The sequence below is a fragment of the Leuconostoc lactis KCTC 3528 = DSM 20202 genome, from assembly GCF_014651235.1.
Classification (GTDB): Bacteria; Bacillota; Bacilli; order Lactobacillales; family Lactobacillaceae; genus Leuconostoc; species Leuconostoc lactis.
In genome coordinates this window covers 1-2,498 of the sequence record NZ_BMWM01000049.1, presented here as the reverse complement: position 1 = coordinate 2,498, position 2,498 = coordinate 1, and the positions used below count along the sequence as shown (strand labels likewise).

Here is a 2,498-nt window from a genome sequence, read left to right as displayed (position 1 = left end):
ACACCAATCGAGATCTTCTTACTTAATCTACGTCACTAAATTCGTTCAAGTTATTTCTTGCAATCTGCCATTTAGAAAGAAGATATTGAAACATGATTACTTTAAAATCACCAAGAGAAATTGAAGCCATGCGCCAGTCTGGTGCCATTATTGCTGGCATGCATCATATGTTACGTGATTTGATTCAACCAGGTATTGATACTTGGGAAATTGAGACAAAGGCGCGTGAGTATATTGAAATTCACGGGGGCGTACCTTTGCAAATTGGTTACGAAGGCTTTAAGTATGCCACGACCATCAGTATTAATGATGAAGTGGCCCACGGTTTACCACGTAAAGGCCTCAAATTAAAGAACGGCGATCTCGTTAAAGTGGACACCGTTGTTGGCCTTAATGGCGCGGTTTCAGATTCTGCTTGGTCTTATGCAGTTGGCGAAGTGTCACCCGAAGTGGCACAATTGATGGACGTGACAAAAAAAGCGATGTATCTTGGTATTGACCAAGCTGTTATTGGCAATCGTATTGGTGATATTGGGCATGCCATTCAACAATATACAGAAGTTGAACATGGCTATGGCGATGTGCGCCAATATATTGGTCATGGTGTTGGCCCAACGATGCATGAAGACCCACAAGTGCCACATTATGGTAAGCCAGGTCATGGCGTTCGTTTGCGCGAAGGCATGGTCATTACTATCGAACCAATGATTAACCTTGGTGGTTGGGAAGTTGAAACGGACGATACGGAAGCAGACGGCTGGACAGTTTCAACCCTTGATGGCTCATGGTCAGCACAATATGAACACACCTTAGCAATCACGAAAGACGGTCCTAAAATCTTGACAAGTCAAGATCCGGAATTTGATGCAAAATATTTGTAAAAGTGAGTTGGAAAATTGAAAATAAAGCCAAAACGTCGATCATACTTGATTGCAAAACGATGCATCGATATTGTTTTTGCGTTATTGGGATTGATCGTACTGTCGCCGATATTTTTGATCGTTTATATCTTATTAAAAGTTGATAGCCCACAGTCGCCGGCATTTTTTAAGCAACAACGGGTTGGTCGCAACGGGAAAACATTTGATATTTATAAATTTCGTTCAATGGTACCCAACGCAGAAGACATCTTGAAGTCGAACCAGGCATTGTATGACAAATACGTCGCCAATGGCTATAAGTTACCGACGAAGGAAGATCCACGTATTACCAAGCTTGGGGCTTTTTTACGCCGATCAACAATTGATGAATTACCGCAGTTTTGGAATATGCTCATTGGGGATATGAGCCTGGTCGGGCCTCGGCCGATTGTTGCTGAAGAGTTGAAAGAATATGGCGATCAAGTCGCTTTGTTTTTGTCAGTAAGACCTGGTGCCTTAGGTCTTTGGCAGGCCAGTGGTCGCTCATTGATTGAGTATCCAGAACGAACACAAATCGAATTAGAATACGTTGCGAATGCTGGTTTTTGGTATGACATTAGTATCGTGTTCCGAAATATCATTGCGATATTTAAATCTAAAGGTGCCTATTAAAGGCTGCCTGTATTTGGTAGTATGAATGACAAATAAAACGCAAATTTTAATGGCAGCGCACAAAGTTGTACCGGTGCCAGATGAAACAATTTATACGCCAATTCAAGTTGGTGCCGCGCTATCAGCAGAGCGATTTCCCGGCTTTATTTCAGATGATACTGGTCGTAATATTTCTGAAAAAAATCCGTATTTCAATGAATTGACCGCCATTTACTGGGCACGTCATAATAGCGATGCTGATGTGATTGGGTTGGTCCATTACCGCCGATTCTTTTCATTTTCTCGGCAAAAAGATTTAGCCAAAATTTTGACGTCAGCGCAGTTAGCAGACTTGTTGGCCAAAAATGATGTAATTTTGCCAAAAAAGCGGCGCTACTGGATTGAATCCAGTGACTCGCATTATCGGCATGCGCATCATGAAGCGCCACTTGATATTTTGCGTGAAGTCATCGCGACAAAGCAGCCAGACTATTTGGCAGCCTTTGATCACAATATGTCACGGACATGGGCGCATATGTTTAATATGTTCATTATGCGGCGTGATCGGTTTGATGCGTATGTTGATTGGTTATTTGATATTTTATTTGCCGTGGAAGCCCGTGTGCAAGCAGATGTTGAAACGTGGGATAGTTATGAACAGCGGGTGTACGGTTTCTTGAGTGAACGCTTACTGGACGTCTGGTTGGAAAAAAACCAGATTCAGTATCAAGAAGTCCCGGTTGTTTTTATGGGAAAGCAAAATTGGCTGCTCAAAGGTGGCCGGTTTGTCGCACGGAAAATTGGCATTGGTCGATCACATTAAGGTGATTGGCTTTTTTTGTGCCATAAATTAGGGCGGCGATGTGGCATGTTATGAACATGCTGTAGCAAATCACATCATGGTATGATTTTTGATATGGCAGATTGTAAAATTTAAGTTGAACATTTAAGTGGACAGAAAAACCCATCAAGGTCTTTAATGGTGTT

3 protein-coding genes are annotated in these 2,498 nt (G+C 42.2%); all 3 read left to right on the top strand.

Annotation, left to right across the window (positions count from 1 at the left end):
• The first annotated feature begins 92 nt into the window (after positions 1-92).
• Genes map through IE039_RS08205 form a run of 3 tightly spaced genes read left to right on the top strand, consistent with a single transcriptional unit; the run spans position 93 to position 2,334 of the window.
• A complete protein-coding gene (gene map / locus IE039_RS08215; protein WP_010005520.1) occupies positions 93-881 on the top strand; it encodes a type I methionyl aminopeptidase in 789 nt (262 codons plus the stop codon).
• Between the two features lie 15 nt (positions 882-896).
• Positions 897-1,532 carry a sugar transferase gene (locus tag IE039_RS08210; protein ID WP_029509732.1) on the top strand — a complete coding sequence of 212 codons (636 nt, stop codon included), beginning with the start codon at positions 897-899 and terminating at the stop codon, positions 1,530-1,532.
• A gap of 25 nt (positions 1,533-1,557) precedes the next feature.
• Positions 1,558-2,334 (top strand): DUF4422 domain-containing protein, encoded by a 777-nt coding sequence (locus IE039_RS08205; RefSeq protein WP_189429014.1) that lies wholly within the window; start codon positions 1,558-1,560, stop codon positions 2,332-2,334.
• Positions 2,335-2,498: the final 164 nt, after the last annotated feature.

Excerpts from the sequence above, each read along its gene's own strand:
- map (WP_010005520.1), top strand. The coding sequence starts at position 93 with ATGATTACTTTAAAATCACCAAGAGAAATTGAAGCCATGCGCCAGTCT.
- IE039_RS08205 (WP_189429014.1), top strand. The coding sequence starts at position 1,558 with ATGACAAATAAAACGCAAATTTTAATGGCAGCGCACAAAGTTGTACCG.